Origin of the sequence: Comamonas sp. NLF-1-9 (genome assembly GCF_019195435.1) — a bacterium.
Classification (GTDB): domain Bacteria; phylum Pseudomonadota; class Gammaproteobacteria; order Burkholderiales; family Burkholderiaceae_C; genus Comamonas_C.
The window spans coordinates 1,272,583-1,288,518 of sequence record NZ_CP078069.1; the positions used below are offsets into that span (position 1 = coordinate 1,272,583).

Sequence of the window (15,936 nt, forward strand, 5' to 3'; positions counted from 1 at the left end):
CTGGTGCTGGCGCTGCGCGTTCTCTTGCGCAGCGCCAGGTCAAAAATCATTGTAGTGCAAGCCCAGTGCCTGCAAGGCCGCTTGCAGGTCTGCCGGCAAGGGCGCGCGCCAGTGCAGCGCCTCACCGGTGACAGGGTGCGCGAGCGCCAGCGAAAACGCATGCAAGGCCTGGCGCTGCAGCGCGCCAGCCGGTGCGCCGCCGTAGAGCGCGTCGGCCACCAGCGGATGGCCGAGCGACGCCAGATGCACGCGGATCTGGTGCGTGCGCCCGGTGTGCAGGCGGCAGCGCAGCAGGCTCAGGCCGCCATCGCTTGCCAGGCCCTCCACCTCGGTGCGGGCGGTCTTGCCCGGATGCAAGGCCAGATCCACCACCGCCATGCGCAGCCGGTTGCGCGGGTCACGCCCTATGGGCGCATCGATGCAGCGCTGCACGCCGGGCGACCAGCGGCCCCAGCAGATCGCAAGGTAGCGGCGCTGCACCTCGCGCGCGGCGATCGCGCGGGTCAGGCCCTCCATGGCCACGCGGCTGCGCGCCACCACCATGAGACCGCTGGTGTCCTTGTCCAGCCGGTGCACGATGCCGGCACGCGGCAGGGCCGCAGCCGCGGCGTCGCGCGCCAGCAGGCCGTTGAGCAAGGTGCCGCTCCAATGCCCCGCCGCCGGATGCACTACCAGTCCCGCCGGCTTGTCGATGACCAGCAGGTGCGGGTCTTCATGCACCACCTGCAGCGCCATGGCTTCGGGGCGAAAGGCCTGGCTCTGCTCGGTCGGGCGCATCTGCACCTGCAGCGCATCGCCCACACCGACCTTGTGCGCGGGTTTGAGCCCAGCGCGGCCATTGAGCTGGACTGCGCCCTGCTGCAGCAACTGCTGCAGGTAGCTGCGCGAGAATTCCGGCACCAGCGCCGCCAGCACCTTGTCCAGGCGCTGGCCGTGCTCGGCAGCGCCGAGGGTGAATTCGCGCTGCTCGACCTCGGGTAAGTCGGCTGGCGCGCCGTCCTGCGCCAAGCCGGGCGGCGCAGGCATCAGCGCGCCGGCAGGTAGCGCAGCGGATCCACCGGCTTGCCTTCGCGGCGGACTTCGAAGTGCAGCTTCACGCGGTCGGCGTCGGTGTTGCCCATCTCGGCAATCTTCTGCCCGCGGCGCACGTTCTGGTCTTCCTTGACGAGCAGCTTCTGGTTGTGCGCATAGGCCGTGAGGTAGGTCTTGTTGTGCTGCACGATGACCAGGTTGCCATAGCCGCGCAGACCGGCGCCGGCGTAGACCACGCGCCCGTCGGCCGCAGCCTGCACCGCCTCGCCGGCCGTGCCGCCGATATCAAGCCCCTTGTTGCGCCCTTCGTCAAAACGGGCGAGCAGCGGGCCGGAAGCCGGCCAGGCGAACTGCAGCTCGCCGGGCGCCGCCGGCTGCGCTGCGGCCGCGGGTGCAGGCGCGGCGCTGACCGGCTCTGCCGCTGGCGGCGCGCTGCTGGCGGCCGGCGCCGCGCTGCTGGCCACGGGCTGGGCAGCAGGCGCGTCGGCGACGGGCGGCTGGCCCTCGGGCGGCACCACGCGCAAGACCTGGCCGACCAGGATCAGATTGGGGTTCTCCAGCCGGTTCCAGCGCGCCAGATCCCGCCAGGACTGGCCGTGGTCCAGTGCGATGCGGATCAGCCCGTCGCCCGGCTTGACGGTGTAGTAGCCGGGCTTGCCGGCGTTCTCAGCGCCGGGCAGCGGCTGGGTGGTGGGGGCGACCGCAGTGGCCTCGGCGCCCGCCGTGGTCAAGGCCGTGCCCCGGCTTTCCACCGGCGCCTGATTGACCGAGGTGCTGCTGCACGCGGCCAGCAGCAGCGCCGCTCCCACAAGCGCGGAAAACCTCCACCCCAAACCGATATGACTCATACGCCAGCCTGCGTCCAATGGATTACGCGATGCCCGATTTTAGGGGGACGAAATGCACCGCCTCCAGCACGCTGTGCACATAGCCCTGCGCGGTGCGATCCACCACCTGCAGCGCCTGCACCCCGCCGCTGCCCGCTACCGGGGCCACCAGGCGCCCGCCGACCGCCAGTTGCTCCTGCCAGGCGGCGGGCAATTGCTCGCCGCCGGCCGCGCTGATGATGCCCGCATAGGGCGCGCCCGCGGCATAGCCCAGCATGCCGTCGCCCAGTATCAGATGGACGTTGGCCAGGCGCAGCGGGCGCAGACGCTCGCGCGCGCGTTCGTGCATGGCGCGCAGGCGCTCGACGGTATAGACCTCGCGCACCAGGCAGGAGAGCACCGCCGCCTGGTAGCCGCAGCCGGTGCCGATCTCGAGCACGCGCGCTAGCTGTCCGCCGGCCTGCACGCAAGGCGCTTGCAGCAGCAACTGCACCATGCGCGCCACCACCGAGGGCTTGGAGATGGTCTGGCCCCAGCCTATGGGCAGGCTGGTGTCTTCGTACGCCTGGGTGACCAGCGCGGTATCGACGAACACATGCCGCGGGACGCTGCCCATGGCCTGCAGCACCTCGGCCTGGGCGACGCCGGCCTGGGCCAGGCGCTGCACCATGCGCTGGCGCACCGCTGCCGAATCCAGCCCCAACCCCAGGGGCGCGGCCGCGCGCCCGGTGGCGCTGCGCGGGCCGGCGGGCGCTGGCCCCGTGGCCGCGCCGCCCTTGACCAGGCCCCCCAGGCGCGCGGGAAAACCCGGCCTGCCGCCCGGCGCGGGGCTCATGCCGGGGTCTCCGCATCGGCCAGGCGCGCCAGGGTCTGGGCCCAGTAGCCCAGGTTCTGGTGGTCGGTCAGGTCGATCTGCAGCGGCGTGATCGCGACGTGGCCGTGGGCGGTGGCATGAAAGTCGGTGCCCTCGCCCGCGTCCTTGGCCTCGCCGGCCGCGCCTATCCAGTACATGGTTTCGCCGCGCGGGTTTTCCTGGCGGATGGCGCTTTGCGCCGCATGGCGCCGGCCCAGGCGGCAGAGCCTGGGCGCACGCAGCGCCGACAGCGGCAGGTTGGGAATGTTCATGTTCAGCAGCCAGGCGGCCGTCCCGACGAGTTTTTGCCCGTGCATCTGGCCGACGAAATCGGCCACGGTGCGCGCTGCCGCTTCCAGCTCCGCCCAGCCCTTGTCCACCTGCGAGACCGCAAGCGAGGGGATGCCGAAGAGATAGCCCTCCATGGCCGCGCCGACGGTGCCCGAATACAGCGTGTCGTCGCCCATGTTGGCGCCATTGTTGATGCCTGAAATCACCATGTCGGGGCGCTCGTCCAGCAGTCCGGTGAGCGCGATGTGCACGCAGTCGGCCGGCGTGCCGTTGACGTAGCGAAAGCCGTTGGCCGCCGTCTGCACGTACAGCGGCGCGTTGAGCGTGAGTGCGTTGGACTTGGCGCTGTTGTTGTGCTCGGGCGCGATCACGTCGACTTCGGCGACCGTGGACAAGGCGGCATGCAGGGCGATCAGCCCGGGCGCCTGGTAGCCGTCGTCGTTGGACAAGAGAATTCGCATGCTCGCCTGCTGGGGGAAGCTGGGCATTGTAGGCGGCGCGCGGCAGCGCCCTACCTGCCGCCGCCGCGCGTGAAACCGGCAATTGCGGCCCCGCGCGCTCAGCGGAGACAATCGGGCGCACCGCCTCTTCCACGCCCGAGTGCCATGGCCAGCAAACCCGCTTCCGAATACGCGCGCGAAACCCTCAAGCAGATTGCCGCGCGCCGGCTGCAGCCCACGCCGGACAACTACCAGGCGATCTACGACGAGATCTCCGGCGAGCTCACGCAGCCGGCCTTTCCGCAGATGCGCCTGCGCCAGATCGCCCGCGTGATGCCGGGGCAGACACCGGGCCAGCAACGCCTGCTGGCGCAGCTCGGGGCGGCGATCGAGGCGCAGGACTGGGCGGCGCTGCAGAGCACGCTGGTGGGCTATGCGGCGCTCGGGGTCACGCCGGTGCCGGTGGCGGTGGCCGACAAGCCGGCCGAGAGCGGCACGCTCGACACCGTCTTCGCCGAACACCTGGCACGGCTGATCGACAACGTCGGCGCGAGCCTGGGCGAAGACGACGAGCGCGTGCGCCAGCTCGGCCAGGAGCTGGTCGCCTGGCTGCGTCAGCCCATGCCGGCGCTGGTGGAGACGCAAAAACTGCTGTCCAACTTCAGCTACCGCCTGAGCTTTGCCGCCGAAGACCAGAGCGCCATCCGCGCGACCTTGCTGATGCTCTTGCACATGGTGTTCGACAACGTGGCGGTGCTCAGCCAGGACGATGCCTGGCTGGCGGGCCAGGCGCAGGCGCTGCGCGACGCGGCGGTGCCGCCGCTGACGCTGCGCCGCCTGGACGATGTGCAGCAGCGCCTCAAGGACGTGATCTTCAAGCAGTCCGAAGCCAAGGCGCACGCCGTCGAAGCTCAGCGCCAGATGCGCGAGCTGCTGGCCACTTTCATCGACCGCCTGGCGCAGATGGACGAAAGCAGCGCCGCCTACCACGGCCAGCTCAGCGACTGCGCCGAACGCATCAGCCAGGTGAAGGATTTGCAGGCACTGCGGCCGGTGCTGCAGGATGCCATGTCCGCTACCCAGGCCATGGCGCACAAAAGCCAGGCCATGCGCAGCGAGCTGCACGAGCTGCGCCAGAGGGCCGACACCGCCAACGCCGAGATCGAGCGCCTGCGCCAGGAACTGGAGCGCACCAGCGCCCAGGCGCGCCACGACCCGCTGACCGGCGCGCTCAACCGCAAGGGCATGGAAGAGGCGCTCCGGCGCGAGGTCTCGGGCAGCCAGCGCCACGACGCGCCGCTGTGCGTGGCGCTGCTCGATCTGGACAACTTCAAGGCGCTGAACGACCGCTACGGCCATGCCGCAGGCGACGGCGCGCTGCTGCACCTGGCCGAGGTCGCGCGCCGCGCCATGCGCCCGCAAGACCAGCTGGCGCGCTACGGCGGCGAAGAATTCGTGCTGGTGCTGCCCGGCACCGCGCTGGAGCAGGGCGTGGAGGCGCTCAAGCGCCTGCAGCGCGAGCTGACCACGCACTACTTTCTGAGCAACGAAGAGCACGTGCTCATCACCTTCAGCGCGGGCGTCGCCCAGCTGGCGCCGGATGAAGAGCCGGCCTCTGCGCTGCGCCGCGCCGACCAGGCGATGTACCTGGCCAAGCGCGCCGGCAAGAACCGCGTGGTCGCCGCCTGAGGGCGCGCGCTACCAGCCGCCGGTGATGTACTGCTCCATCTGCTCGATCACGAACTGCTGCTGCGACATCACGTGCTTGACCAGGTCGCCGATGGAGACGATGCCCACCAGCTTGTCCCCATCGACCACCGGCAGATGGCGCAGGCGGTTTTCCGTCATCAAGGCCATGCACTCCTCGGTGCTCTGGGTCGAGTGCACGTAGCGCACCGCGCGCGTCATGATTTCGCTGACCGGCGTATGCCCCGAGCTGCGCCCCAGCAGCACCACCTTGCGCGCGTAGTCGCGCTCGGTGAAGATGCCCGCGAGCTTGCTGCCGTCCAGCACCACCAGCGCGCCTATGCCCTTGTCCGCCATCAGCCGCAGCGCATCGAGCACCGTGTCCGTCGGCTTCACGTGATGCACCTCGGCACTGGCCTTGGAGCGCAGGATTTCAGCAACCGTCGTCATGGCACACCTTCCTTTTCTGCGAGGGGAAAACCGGCAATACGCATGCCTGATGTCACCACAAGGGCAGGCACGCCGCAATAGGGCCTTGCCAGCAGCCAACGCATCACAATGAAATTCGGCTTCAGCGCATACGTAGTCTGCGCTTCCAGCTAGGCTATTTGTAGCAATCCGGCGGCCATCATGCCCATGCGCTTTCTGCTACGCTGGCCGCCGTCCGCTTGTGCCGGCCACAAGCGCCGTTTCAACCCTCAAGGATCTGACCATGAAGCTCTACTACTCCGCGGGCGCCTGCTCGCTCGCTCCGCACATCGTCCTGGAAGAAAGCGGCCTGAAGTACGAAGCCATCTCCGCGCCCACCAAGACCAAGGTGCTGCCCGACGGCTCGGACTACCGCAAGGTCAACCCGCTGGGCTACGTGCCCTACCTGGTGCTGGACGATGGCAGCGGCGTTCGCGAGGCCGCGGTCGTCGTGCAATACATCGCCGACCAGGTGCCGGAAAAAAAGCTCGCCCCCGCCATGGGCACGCGCGAGCGCTATGAGCTCATGAGCTGGCTCAACTTCATCGCCACCGAGGTGCACAAGAGCTTCTCGCCGCTGTTTCAGCCCGGCATGCCCGACGCGGCCAAGGACCTGGCCAAGGAGAAGATCGGCGCGCGCCTCAAATGGGTGGACGGCGAGCTGGCTGGCAAGCAATACCTGATGGGCCAGGAGTTCTCGGTCGCCGACGCCTACCTGTTCACCGTGACCAACTGGACCAAGCCGATGCAGATCGACCTCTCGCCCTACCCCAACGTGGTGGCCTGGCGCGAGCGCATGGCCGCGCGCCCCGCGGTGCAGCGCGCGATGAAGACCGAAGGGCTCATCTGAGAGCCAGCGGGCGCTGGCGCCAGGCCACCAGCGCGCCCAGCCAGAGTGCAGCGGCCGAATAGACGAAGCCGCGCGCCAGGCCCCCGGCGCCGTCGGCAATCCAGCCGACCACCGTGGGGCCGACGATCTGGCCAAAGGCAAACACGATGGTGAAGGCGCTGATGCCCGCAGCCCACTGCGCTTCGGGCAGGTTGTGGCGCACGAAGGCGGTGGTGGACGCCACCAGCGACAAAAACACCGCACCAAACAGCAGACCCGAGGCCAGCACCACCGGCCAGGCGCCGGTGAGCACCGGCAAGATGGTGGCCAGACCGAGCAGCGCATTGAGCAGCGCCAGCGCCCCGCCGCCTCGGGCGCGATCGAGCAGGCGCGCCCAGATGCGCGCCGAGGCGATCACCGCCAGGCCCAGCAGGGTGAAGAACCCCGTGACCGCTGCGGCGCTTGCGCCCTGGTCGCGCAAGAGCGCGATCACGAAGGTCATGTAGCCGATGTAGCCCACGCCAAACAGCGTGTAGCCCGCCAGCATGGGCGCCATCGCAAGCCAGGGCAGTTTTTGAGCCAAATCGGCCTTTTGCGCTTGCCCCGTCTGCGCGGGCAGCTCTCTTGTCGATAGCAAGCGGGCGGGCCAGAGCAGCACCAGCGTGGCCAGCACGCACAGCAGCGCCAGGCCCCACCAGGCCCAGCGCCAGCCGTGTGGCGCACTGCCCGCCGCCGTCAGCAGCAGCGGCATTGCCAGCGTGGACAGCGCAATGCCCGTGCCCACGCCGCCGTAGTACAAGCCAAGCACCAGCCCCGCGCGGCGCGGCACCCGGTTGCCCACGCGCGCCGCCAGCAGGCCGCCGGCGATGAACACCCAGGCGCTGGCGACGCCGGCCAGAAAGCGCTGCAACAGCAGCGGATTGGCCTCGATGAAAAAGCCCGACAACGCCATGAACACACTGGCCAGCGCCGAGCCCCAGAGCAGCACCGCCGCCGCGCCAAAGCGGCGCATCAAGAGCGGCGTCATCAGCGCACCGGCCAGATAGCCCGCCGCATTGAGCGTGTTCATGGCCCCGGCCAGCGTATAACTCCAGGCCAAGTCGTCGCGCATCACCGGCAGCAGCAGCGCATAGGCAAAGCGGGTGATACCCAGGGATACGGCAGCGCCCAGCGACAAGGCCAGCGCCAAGGCGATCGGATGGCCGCGCGCGGGGGAAGCATCAGGCATGCGCCGATTCTTGCGCCGATTCAGGACCAGCTTGGCGCCAGGGCCGCAGCCGCCTGTCGCACACGCGCCAGGCACCGCGGCGCCATCCTGGCCGCCGACCCCTGCCGCGCCGGCGCCGCGAGCCATCAATTGGCCAGATTCCCGGCGCTTACCCACAGCCCGGAAGACACGCACAAAGCGGCGGCCCGCCAAGCGTGCGTGTCCCCTCTGTAAAGAAGCGTGAAGGCGCGCAGGCGCGGGCGCCCGCAGTCCTGCGAATGTGCGACAGTTGCACATTTCGTTGCGACAATGCGCGCGCCCTTGTGCCGAGCCCGCTCCTGCATCCATGAACCACGCGCCACGCCGCCGCCCCGCCCGCTCCGACTTGCACTCCCTCACGTCGGCACGCCGCCTGGCAAAGGCGCCCGCGCTCTGCCTTGCGCTGGCGCTGGTTCTGGCGCTGTCCGGCTGTCAGGAGAACAAGGCGGCTGGCGCCGGGGCGGCGCCGGCGCCGGCCGAAGTCGGCGTGGTCACGCTGCAGGCCGAAGCGCACACCTTCACCACCGAACTGCCGGGGCGCACCAGCGCCTTTCTGGTAGCCGAGGTGCGCCCGCAGGTGGGCGGCATCGTGCAAAAGCGCCTGTTCACCGAAGGCGCGCAGGTCAAGGCCGGGCAGCCGCTCTACCAGATCGACCCGGCAAGCTTCGAAGTGGCCGTGGCCAGCGCGCGGGCGCAGCTGTCCAAGGCCCAGGCCAATGAGCGCGCGGCGCAGGTGAACGCCGCCCGCACGGCCGAGCTGATCAAGGCGCACGCCATCAGCCAGCAGCAGTACGACGACAGCCAGACCCAGTTGGCGCAGTCCCGGGCCGACCTGGCCGCAGCCCGCGCGGCGCTGCGTGCGGCCGAGCTGAACCTGGGCTACACCCTGATCAAGGCACCGATCGCCGGGCGCACCGGCGCCTCCAGCGTCACGCCGGGCGCGCTGCTCACCGCCAACCAGGCGCAGCTGCTCACCACCATCACGCAGAACGACCCGCTGTACGTGGACATCACCCAGTCCACCACCGAGCTGCTGCGCCTCAAGCGCCAGCTGGCCGAGGGCGAGCTCACGCAGGACGAACAGGGCGCGGCGCGCATCACCCTGGTGCTGGACGACGCCAGCACCTACGCGCACGAGGGCAGGCTGCAGTTCAGCGGCGTGCAGGTGAACCCGGCCAGCGGCGCGATCACGCTGCGCGCCACCGTGCCCAACCCCGAGGGCCTCTTGATGCCCGGCATGTATGTGCGCGCCCGGCTGCAGCAGGGCGTGAGTCAGCATGCGCTGCTTGCGCCGCAGCAGGCGGTCACGCGCGACCCGGCGGGCGTGGCGCGGGTGCTGGTGGTGCGCGAGGATGACACGCTGGAGAGCCGGCGCATCGTCACCGGCAACGCCGTGGGCAATCGCTGGGAAGTGCTCTCAGGCCTTGCACCAGGCGAGCGCATCCTGGTCGACGGCTCGCAGCGCGTGAAGGCGGGCGACAAGGTCAGGCCGGTTGCGCTGCAGCAGCGTGCTGACGCGCCGTCTGCGGCCGACGGGCAGCGCTGAGCGGGCGCGGCACCATGGCGCAGTTCTTCATCAATCGCCCGGTCTTTGCCTGGGTGATCGCCATCATGATCATGCTGGCGGGGGCGTTTTCCATCGTCACGCTGCCGCTGGAGATGTACCCCGAGATCGCCCCGCCGCGCGTGAGCATCAACACCACTTACACCGGCGCCTCGGCCGAGACGGTGGAAAACTCGGTCACGCAGATCATCGAGCAGCAGCTCAAGGGCCTGGACAACCTGCTGTACATGCAGTCGACCAGCGACTCGGCCGGGCGCTCGCGCACCACGCTCACCTTTGCGCCGGGCGCCAACATCGACGTCGCGCAGGTGCAGGCGCAAAACAAGATGCAGGGCGCAATGAACCGCCTGCCCGAATCGGTCAAGAGCCGCGGGCTGTTCATCAACAAGGGCGGGCAGGACTTTCTCGTCACCTACGTCTTCACGTCGCCCGACCCCCAGGTCTCGCAGGTCACCATAGGCGACTACCTCAACAGCAACGTGGTGGACGTGATCGCGCGCATCGACGGCGTGGGCGACGTCTTCGTCTTCGGCACGCCCTACGCCATGCGCATCTGGATGGACCCGGCGAAGATGGAGAAGTACGCGCTCATGCCCTCGGACCTGGTGGCCGCGCTCAACGCGCAGAACGCCCAGGTTTCCGCCGGGCAGCTCGGCGCACTGCCGGCCGTCAAGGGGCAGATGCTCAACGCCACGATCACCGCGCGCACCAAGCTGCAGACGGTGGAGGAATTCAAGGCCATCGTGCTCAAGGCCCTGCCCGACGGCTCGGTGGTGACCATGAACGACATCGGCCGCGTGGCGCTGGAGGCGGACAACCTGACGGTGCGCTCCGAACTCAACGGCCAGCCCGGCGCGGGCCTGGGCATCATCCTGGCCGACGGCGCCAACGCGACCAAGGTGGCCGACGAGGTGGCGCGCAAGATTGCCGAGCTTGCGCCCTACTTTCCCGACGGCATCACCGGCTTCGTCAGCTCCGATTCCACGCCCTTCGTGCGCGCCTCGATCGACGAAGTCGTCAAGACCCTGGTCGAGGCCATGCTGCTGGTCACGCTGGTGATGTTCGTCTTCCTGCAGAACTGGCGCGCTACCTTCATCCCCATGATTTCGGTGCCGGTGGTGCTGCTGGGCACGCTGGGCGTGCTCAACGCCATGGGCTACTCGATCAACATGCTGACCATGTTCGCGCTGGTGCTGGCCATAGGCCTGCTGGTGGACGACGCCATCGTGGTCATCGAGAACGTCGAGCGCGTGATGACGGAGCAAGGCCTGGCGCCCAAGGAGGCCACGCGCCACTCCATGGCCGAGATCACCCCGGCGCTGATCGGCATCGGCCTGACGCTGGCGGCGGTGTTCATCCCCATGGCCTTCTTCCCCGGCTCGGTGGGCGTGATCTACCGGCAGTTCTCGGTCACCATCGTCGCGGCCATGGCGCTGTCGGTGTTCGTCGCGCTCACGCTCACGCCGGCGCTGTGCGCGAGCCTGCTCAAACCCACCGCGCACAACCAGCCGGGGCGTGCGCCCCGGCGCGGGCCGCTGGGCTGGCTGGACCGGTTCTTCCAGTGGTTCAACCGCCACTTCGACTCCGCGGCCAACCGCTACCAGAGCGCGGTGGCGCGCCTGCTCAGGCGCACGCTGCGCATGACGGTGCTGTTTGCCGTGGTGCTGGTGGCCATGGCCTGGATGTTTCACCGCCTGCCCACCTCTTTTCTGCCGAGCGAAGACCAGGGCTTCGTGCGCGTGAACGTGACCCTGCCCTCGGGCGCCACCGACGAGCGCCTGCAGCAGGTGATGGAGCAGATTCGGCTGTACTTCAAGGACCAGCCCGAGATCTTCAGCACCAACGCGATCTACGGCTTCAACGGCAACCAGAGCTCGGGCAGCGTCTTCGTGCGCCTGACCAGTTGGGCCGAGCGCCCCTTGCCCAGCCAGTCGGCCGAGGCGATTGCGCGCAAGGCCAACCGCGATCTGCGCAGCATCCGCGATGCGCGCATCTTCGTGGCCATGCCGCCGGTGGTGCGCGGGCTGGGTTCGAGCGCCGGCATCAATTTCGTGCTCAAGGACTTGAACGGCCTGGGCCATGCCGCGCTGATGCAGGCCAGGGACGACATGATCGCCGCCGCGCGCGGCGAGCCCGCGCTGGCCAACATGCGCACCACCGGCTTTGACGACACCTCCGAGCTCGAAGTGGTGGTGGACGACCGCAAGGCGGCGGCGCTCGGCCTGTCGATCGCCGACATCAACGGCGTGCTCGCCAGCAGCCTGGGCGGCAGCTACGTGAACGACTTCGTGCACCAGGGCCGGGTCAAGCGCGTCTACATCCAGGGCGAAGCCGCCGCGCGCATGCTGCCGCAGGACATCGCCAAATGGTCGGTGCGCAACAAAAACGGCGAGATGGTGCGCTTTGGCAGCTTTTCCAGCACGCGCTGGAGCAGCGGCTCGCCCCAGCTCATGCGCTACAACGGCAGCCCGGCGCTGGAGATGGAAGCCAATACCGCCGAGGGCGCGAGCTCGGGCGATGCCATGGCGGCGGTGGAGCGCATCATGCAGAGCCTGCCGCCAGGCATAGGCATCGAATGGACCGGCGCTTCGCTGCAAGAGCGCCAGTCGGGCTCGCAGGCGCCGCTCTTGTATGCCGTCTCCATCCTCTTCGTCTTCCTGTGCCTGGCCGCGCTGTACGAGAGCTGGAGCGTGCCCGCCTCGGTCATGCTGGCGGTGCCGCTGGGCGTGATCGGCGCGCTCATCGCCACGTACGGGCGCGGGCTGGCCAACGACGTGTACTTTCAGGTGGGGCTGCTGACCACCGTGGGGCTGGCGTCCAAGAACGCCATCCTGATCGTGGAATTTGCGATGCAGTTGCAAGAGCGCGGCGCCAGCCTGATCGACGCCACGGTGCAGGCGGTGCGCCTGCGGCTGCGGCCCATATTGATGACCTCGCTGGCGTTTGGCTTCGGCGTGCTGCCGCTGGCCGTGGGCACGGGCGCGGGCGCGGCGGGGCGCAATGCCATAGGCACGGCGGTGCTGGGCGGCATGGTGTTTGCAACCATTTTGGGCATCTTCTTCGTGCCGGTGTTCTTCCTCGTGGTGCGCAAGCTCTTCGTGCGCGGACATGGGCGCGACGCCGAGGCCGATGCGGCCACTGCAGCGTGACGTCAGCCACATCGTTGATAGCTGCTAGCGCTTGCGCAGCAAGCGTTTGGGCCACTTTTTGTTGAAATTCCGGCAGCAACAATGGCAGTGTCCCATTTTGATGCCGTCATCGTCGGCGCGGGCGCGGCCGGCCTGCTGTGCGCGGCGCTGGCGGGGCAGCGCGGGCGCCGGGTGCTCTTGATCGACCATGCGTCCAAGGTGGCCGAGAAAATCCGCATCTCCGGCGGCGGGCGCTGCAACTTCACCAACCGCGAGCTCGACCCGCGCGCGCCCGAACGCCACTACCTGGGCGCCAACCCGCGATTTGCCCGCTCGGCCCTGTCGCGCTACACGCCGCAAGACTTCATCGGCCTGGTCCGGCGCCACGGCATCGCCTTCCACGAAAAGCACAAGGGCCAGCTCTTTTGCGACGACGCCAGCGAGCGAATCATCACCATGCTGCTGGACGAATGCGCCGACGGCCGGGTGGAGCGCTGGCAACCGTGCAAGGTGGAGGACGTGGCGTTTTCCGGCGCAAACGCCCGCCCGGAAAGCGCGAGCAGCTCCCAAAACCATGAATACCAGCTGCAGACCACGCGCGGCGCGGTCACGGCCAGCCGGCTCGTCATTGCCACTGGAGGCCTCTCGATTCCCAAGATCGGCGCGAGCGACTTCGGCTATCGGCTGGCGCGCCAGTTCGGCCTGCCGCTCGTCGCCCAGCGCCCCGGTCTTGTGCCGCTGACTTTTCAGGGTGAAGACTGGGCACCCTGGGCGCCACTGGCCGGCCTGGCCCTGCCGGTGCGCGTGCGAGCGGGCGCGGCCGCTGGCGGCGGCAAGGCACGCATGGCGTTTGACGAAGACCTGTTGTTCACGCACCGCGGGCTGTCGGGCCCCGCCATCCTGCAGATTTCCAGCTACTGGCAAGGCGGTGAGCCCTTGAACATCGACCTTGCGCCGGACGTGGACCTGCACGCCGCGCTGCACGCGGCGAAAGGGCAGTCAAGAAAGCACGTCGCCAAGGTCCTCGCCCAGTGGCTGCCCACGCGCCTGGCCGATGCCTGGGCCCATCAGCGCGCCGACTGGCAGCGCCCGGTGAACGAAGCCAGCGACAAGGCCCTGGCCCAGTTGGCCGAGCAAATCTCGCGCTGGCAGATCACGCCCAGCGGCAGCGAGGGCTACAAGAAGGCCGAGGTCACGCTGGGCGGGGTGGACACGCGCGCACTGTCGCAGCAGAGCATGCAAGCGCTCAGCCAGCCGGGCCTGCACTTCATCGGCGAGGTGGTGGACATCACCGGCTGGCTGGGCGGCTACAACTTCCAGTGGGCCTGGGCCAGCGCCGCAGCCTGCGCCCAGGCTTTGTAAAAGGGACGGATTGTCTATAATGGGGGGCTTCATGGCATCAGCCCCGTCGGCCATACTAGTTACACAGACGGGGAAATCGCTGCACACGGCCGGCCGGGCCCGATCTTCCCGGTGCGCCCTCTGGTGGCACCTATCTTGGAAAATTCTGGCTGATGACGACCATCCGTGTAAAAGAAAACGAACCCTTTGACGTGGCCCTGCGCCGCTTCAAGCGCACCATTGAAAAGCTTGGCCTGCTGACCGAACTGCGCGCCCGCGAGTTCTACGAAAAGCCCACGGCCGAGCGCAAGCGCAAGAAGGCCGCCGCGGTCAAGCGCCACTACAAGCGCGTGCGCAGCATGCAGCTGCCCAAGAAGCTGTACTGAAGCAGTTTGCGGCGCCGGCAAGAGCCGGCCGCACACGCCATCCAACCCGCGCCCGGGACGCCTGGCGCGGGTTTTTTGATTTGCGGAGCGAAAAAATGACCCTGAAGGAAAAGATCACCGAAGACATGAAGGCCGCCATGCGCGCCCACGAGGCCGAGCGCCTGGGCACCATCCGCATGCTGCTGGCCGCGTGCAAGCAAAAGGAAGTGGACGAGCGCGTGGTGCTCGACGATGCCGCCGTCGTCGCCATCGTGGACAAGCTCATCAAGCAGCGCAAGGACAGCGTCAACGCCTACGAAGGCGCAGGCCGCCAGGACCTGGCCGACAAGGAGAAGGCCGAAATCGTGGTGCTCGAAGCCTACCTGCCCGAGCGCCTGTCCGAAGCCGAGGTGACGGCCGCCGTCGCCGCCCTGGTGGCCGAGCTGGGCGCGAGCGGCCCGGGCGACATGGGCAAGGTCATGGGTGCGGCCAAGAAGCAGCTCGCCGGCAAGGCGGACATGGGCATGGTCTCGGCCGCGGTCAAGGCGGCGCTGTCCACAAAAGCATAGCTGCAAGCGGTTGTCTCGCCTGCGTTCGGGCCACTTTTCATGCCAAAAGACGTGTTTCACATCGCCGTGATCGCCGGTGACGGCATAGGCCGCGAAGTCATGCCCGAGGGCTTGCGCGCGGTGCAGGCCGCGGCCAGGCGCTTTGGCATCGCGCTGGAGTTTCACGCCTTCGACTGGGCGCACTGCGACTACTACGCCGCGCACGGGCAGATGATGCCCGCCGACTGGAAGCAGCAACTCGCGGGCATGCACGCGATCTATTTCGGCGCCGTCGGCTGGCCAGGCAGCGTGCCCGACCACGTCTCGCTCTGGGGCAGTCTGCTCAAGTTTCGCCGCGAGTTCGACCAGTACATCAACCTGCGTCCGGTGCGCTTGTTTGCGGGCGTGCCCTGCCCGCTCGCCGGCAAGCAGCCCGGCGACATCGACTACCTGGTGGTGCGCGAAAACACCGAGGGCGAATACACCGCGCTGGGCGGCGTGATGTTCGAAGGCACCGAGCGCGAGATCGTGATCCAGGAATCGGTCTACTCGCGCCATGGCGCCGAGCGGCTGCTGAAATACGCCTTCGAGCTCGCGCAAAGCCGCCCGAAAAAGCACTTGTCGCTGGCGACCAAGAGCAACGGCATCGCGATCAGCATGCCTTGGTGGGATCGGCAAGCCGAAGCCATGGCGGCGCGCTACCCCGATGTGGCCTGGGACAAGCACCACATCGACATCCTCACGGCGCGCTTCGTGCTTGCGCCCGAGCGCTTTGACGTAGTGGCCGCGACCAATCTGTTTGGCGACATCCTCTCCGACCTCGGCCCGGCGACGACCGGCACCATAGGCCTGGCGCCATCGGCCAACCTGAACCCGGAGCGCCAATTCCCCAGCCTGTTCGAGCCGGTGCACGGCTCGGCGCCGGACATCTACGGCCAGGGCATCGCCAACCCCATCGCCATGGTCTGGTCGGGCGCGCTGATGCTCGACTTCCTCACGCACGGCCAGGGCGCTGGCCGGGCGGCGCACGACGCCATCGTCGCTGCCATCGAGGCGGTGCTGCGTGAAGGCCCGCACACGCCCGATCTCGGCGGCACGGCCAGCACTGCGCAGCTCGGCGCCGCCATCGCACAGCGGGTTGCAGGCGACTGAGTCGTCTTTGCGTCGGTTTTCCGCCAGGCGCTTGTAAACGAAGTTACAAATCGTGGCTTCGGCGCAACAGTTGCGGAACGGGGGCCGGCTTGGCGCCCCGCCCTAGGGAAAACCAGTAGTGCAGGCGCCTGGCTGGGGGCGTGTCCTGGCCGCGAATGTGGCAGCG

General features: G+C 68.6%; 14 protein-coding genes. 8 read left to right on the top strand and 6 right to left on the bottom strand.

Annotated elements, in window-relative coordinates; translation table 11 throughout:
- Window positions 1–39: 39 nt before the first annotated feature.
- The 4 genes from KUD94_RS06180 to surE are packed head-to-tail and all read right to left on the bottom strand — an operon-like array spanning window position 40 to window position 3,464.
- Complete coding sequence (locus KUD94_RS06180; RefSeq protein WP_218238908.1) at window positions 40–1,026, bottom strand: RluA family pseudouridine synthase; 987 nt, start codon at window positions 1,024–1,026, stop codon at window positions 40–42.
- Window positions 1,026–1,880, bottom strand: coding sequence for a peptidoglycan DD-metalloendopeptidase family protein (locus KUD94_RS06185; RefSeq protein ID WP_218238909.1), 855 nt, complete (start codon window positions 1,878–1,880; stop codon window positions 1,026–1,028). The genes KUD94_RS06180 and KUD94_RS06185 overlap by 1 nt, the downstream gene beginning before the upstream one ends.
- A gap of 22 nt (window positions 1,881–1,902) precedes the next feature.
- Window positions 1,903–2,694 carry a protein-L-isoaspartate(D-aspartate) O-methyltransferase gene (locus KUD94_RS06190; RefSeq protein WP_218238910.1) on the bottom strand — a complete coding sequence of 264 codons (792 nt, stop codon included), beginning with the start codon at window positions 2,692–2,694 and terminating at the stop codon, window positions 1,903–1,905.
- On the bottom strand, window positions 2,691–3,464 hold the full coding sequence (gene surE, locus KUD94_RS06195) for a 5'/3'-nucleotidase SurE (RefSeq protein ID WP_218238911.1): 774 nt from the start codon (window positions 3,462–3,464) through the stop codon (window positions 2,691–2,693). The genes KUD94_RS06190 and surE overlap by 4 nt, the downstream gene beginning before the upstream one ends.
- 144 nt (window positions 3,465–3,608) lie before the next feature.
- Between surE and KUD94_RS06200 the strand changes: the two genes are divergently transcribed.
- Window positions 3,609–5,132, top strand: a complete 1,524-nt coding sequence (locus KUD94_RS06200; protein WP_218238912.1) for a GGDEF domain-containing protein — start codon at window positions 3,609–3,611, stop codon at window positions 5,130–5,132.
- A gap of 9 nt (window positions 5,133–5,141) precedes the next feature.
- Here the strand turns inward: KUD94_RS06200 and KUD94_RS06205 are convergent, their stop codons facing one another.
- Window positions 5,142–5,579 carry a CBS domain-containing protein gene (locus tag KUD94_RS06205; RefSeq protein WP_218238913.1) on the bottom strand — a complete coding sequence of 146 codons (438 nt, stop codon included), beginning with the start codon at window positions 5,577–5,579 and terminating at the stop codon, window positions 5,142–5,144.
- Window positions 5,580–5,841: 262 nt separating this feature from the next.
- Between KUD94_RS06205 and gstA the strand changes: the two genes are divergently transcribed.
- Window positions 5,842–6,447 carry a glutathione transferase GstA gene (gstA, locus tag KUD94_RS06210; RefSeq protein WP_218238914.1) on the top strand — a complete coding sequence of 202 codons (606 nt, stop codon included), beginning with the start codon at window positions 5,842–5,844 and terminating at the stop codon, window positions 6,445–6,447.
- On the opposite strand, the gene KUD94_RS06215 is transcribed toward gstA, so the two are convergent.
- Window positions 6,440–7,654 (bottom strand): YbfB/YjiJ family MFS transporter, encoded by a 1,215-nt coding sequence (locus KUD94_RS06215; protein WP_218238915.1) that lies wholly within the window; start codon window positions 7,652–7,654, stop codon window positions 6,440–6,442. The two genes, gstA and KUD94_RS06215, sit on opposite strands and share 8 nt — an antisense overlap.
- Window positions 7,655–7,979: 325 nt before the next feature.
- Between KUD94_RS06215 and KUD94_RS06220 the strand changes: the two genes are divergently transcribed.
- From KUD94_RS06220 to KUD94_RS06245, 6 genes are all read left to right on the top strand, one after another.
- Entirely contained in the window at window positions 7,980–9,218 is a 1,239-nt protein-coding gene (locus KUD94_RS06220) for an efflux RND transporter periplasmic adaptor subunit (protein ID WP_218238916.1), read from the top strand.
- A 14-nt stretch (window positions 9,219–9,232) separates the two neighbouring features.
- Window positions 9,233–12,385: an efflux RND transporter permease subunit gene (locus KUD94_RS06225; RefSeq protein ID WP_218238917.1), complete on the top strand. Its 3,153-nt coding sequence runs from the start codon at window positions 9,233–9,235 to the stop codon at window positions 12,383–12,385.
- Between the two features lie 81 nt (window positions 12,386–12,466).
- Window positions 12,467–13,726: an aminoacetone oxidase family FAD-binding enzyme gene (locus KUD94_RS06230; RefSeq protein WP_218238918.1), complete on the top strand. Its 1,260-nt coding sequence runs from the start codon at window positions 12,467–12,469 to the stop codon at window positions 13,724–13,726.
- Between the two features lie 152 nt (window positions 13,727–13,878).
- Window positions 13,879–14,091 (top strand): 30S ribosomal protein S21, encoded by a 213-nt coding sequence (rpsU, locus tag KUD94_RS06235; RefSeq protein WP_012346814.1) that lies wholly within the window; start codon window positions 13,879–13,881, stop codon window positions 14,089–14,091.
- Window positions 14,092–14,186: 95 nt separating this feature from the next.
- Complete coding sequence (locus KUD94_RS06240; protein WP_218238919.1) at window positions 14,187–14,639, top strand: GatB/YqeY domain-containing protein; 453 nt, start codon at window positions 14,187–14,189, stop codon at window positions 14,637–14,639.
- A 39-nt stretch (window positions 14,640–14,678) separates the two neighbouring features.
- On the top strand, window positions 14,679–15,770 hold the full coding sequence (locus tag KUD94_RS06245) for a tartrate dehydrogenase (protein ID WP_218238920.1): 1,092 nt from the start codon (window positions 14,679–14,681) through the stop codon (window positions 15,768–15,770).
- Window positions 15,771–15,936: the final 166 nt, after the last annotated feature.

What these genes read in the sequence shown, in the direction of transcription:
- KUD94_RS06245 (WP_218238920.1), top strand. Translation starts at nt 14,679, where the DNA reads ATGCCAAAAGACGTGTTTCACATCGCCGTGATCGCCGGTGACGGCATA.
- KUD94_RS06240 (WP_218238919.1), top strand. Translation starts at nt 14,187, where the DNA reads ATGACCCTGAAGGAAAAGATCACCGAAGACATGAAGGCCGCCATGCGC.
- KUD94_RS06200 (WP_218238912.1), top strand. Translation starts at nt 3,609, where the DNA reads ATGGCCAGCAAACCCGCTTCCGAATACGCGCGCGAAACCCTCAAGCAG.
- surE (WP_218238911.1), bottom strand. Translation starts at nt 3,464, where the DNA reads ATGCGAATTCTCTTGTCCAACGACGACGGCTACCAGGCGCCCGGGCTG.
- KUD94_RS06190 (WP_218238910.1), bottom strand. Translation starts at nt 2,694, where the DNA reads ATGAGCCCCGCGCCGGGCGGCAGGCCGGGTTTTCCCGCGCGCCTGGGG.
- rpsU (WP_012346814.1), top strand. Translation starts at nt 13,879, where the DNA reads ATGACGACCATCCGTGTAAAAGAAAACGAACCCTTTGACGTGGCCCTG.
- gstA (WP_218238914.1), top strand. Translation starts at nt 5,842, where the DNA reads ATGAAGCTCTACTACTCCGCGGGCGCCTGCTCGCTCGCTCCGCACATC.
- KUD94_RS06215 (WP_218238915.1), bottom strand. Translation starts at nt 7,654, where the DNA reads ATGCCTGATGCTTCCCCCGCGCGCGGCCATCCGATCGCCTTGGCGCTG.
- KUD94_RS06180 (WP_218238908.1), bottom strand. Translation starts at nt 1,026, where the DNA reads ATGCCTGCGCCGCCCGGCTTGGCGCAGGACGGCGCGCCAGCCGACTTA.
- KUD94_RS06220 (WP_218238916.1), top strand. Translation starts at nt 7,980, where the DNA reads ATGAACCACGCGCCACGCCGCCGCCCCGCCCGCTCCGACTTGCACTCC.
- KUD94_RS06205 (WP_218238913.1), bottom strand. Translation starts at nt 5,579, where the DNA reads ATGACGACGGTTGCTGAAATCCTGCGCTCCAAGGCCAGTGCCGAGGTG.
- KUD94_RS06185 (WP_218238909.1), bottom strand. Translation starts at nt 1,880, where the DNA reads ATGAGTCATATCGGTTTGGGGTGGAGGTTTTCCGCGCTTGTGGGAGCG.
- KUD94_RS06225 (WP_218238917.1), top strand. Translation starts at nt 9,233, where the DNA reads ATGGCGCAGTTCTTCATCAATCGCCCGGTCTTTGCCTGGGTGATCGCC.
- KUD94_RS06230 (WP_218238918.1), top strand. Translation starts at nt 12,467, where the DNA reads ATGGCAGTGTCCCATTTTGATGCCGTCATCGTCGGCGCGGGCGCGGCC.